Here is a 917-nt window from a genome sequence, read left to right as displayed (position 1 = left end):
CCGCTTCCCATCTGTGGACGCCCCAAAAGACGCAAGCGATTTTTGGAGGTAGTGCACGTAGTCGGATGCGGCCATCTGTCCGGCCTTGCAATGCAGCATCGGAGGCTGCGGGCCCGTATGGGAGTTCGCGGACCGGAACCACATCACCCACAGCGTGCTCGCGGCACAGTGGAAAGCCCTGGTTCTTCCGGCCCCGTCTCGCCGACTGTTGTGCCATACTCTCCTTCGACCGACTACGCCTTCCGGCGACCTCTGGTCCGCCTTGGCTTACGCCGCGGCTGCGACCGGAGCTCTGTAATCCTCTCCCTTTACAAGCACGGCCCAGATGATCCGCGCTGTCTTGTTGGCAAGGGCAACCGTGACCAGCATACGCGGTTTCCTCGCCATCATCTGCTCGAGCCAGGAGCCTTGAGGCGCGCCTCGCTTGCTGGCCTGCAGGACCACCGCACTGCAACCGATGATGAGCAATCGCCGCAGCGTGCGCTCGCCCATTTTGGATATCGAGCCCAGCTTCTGCTTGCCGCCCGTCGACATCTGCCTTGGCGCCAGACCTAGCCACGCCGCAAAGTCCCGGCCCTTGGTGAAGCTTTCTGCTGGAGGCGCCAGAGCCGCCAATGCGGTGGCCGTAATCGGTCCAACCCCAGGGATCGTCATAAGCCGCCTCGCGACGGCATCCTCACGAGCCCGCCGCGCAATCTCCTTGTCGAGATCGCCGATCTTCTCGTTCAGCTCCTCCAGCAGGTCGAGCATCGTGCGGACCATCGACCTGGCTGCCTCGGGTAGCGACGAGGCCATCTCGTCCTCAAGCAGATCGCCGAGCATCGCGACGTGCGAGGGACCCTTGGGCGCTACCCAGCCATATTCGGTAAGATGACCTCGGATGGCATTGATCAGCTGGGTGCGCTGCCGCACCAGCA

General features: G+C 63.4%; 1 protein-coding gene. It reads right to left on the bottom strand.

Features of this window, described 5'->3' with window-relative positions:
* Positions 1–267: 267 nt before the first annotated feature.
* On the bottom strand, positions 268–917 hold a 650-nt coding region (locus P1IM2_RS06105; protein WP_186401806.1), incomplete at its 5' end, for an IS110 family transposase.

The organism is Sphingopyxis sp. P1IMeth2 (assembly GCF_900185685.1).
GTDB classification, from domain to species: domain Bacteria; phylum Pseudomonadota; class Alphaproteobacteria; order Sphingomonadales; family Sphingomonadaceae; genus Sphingopyxis; species Sphingopyxis terrae_A.
The sequence above is the reverse complement of the archived record's forward strand: the minus strand, read 5'-3'. Positions and strand labels throughout refer to the sequence as shown.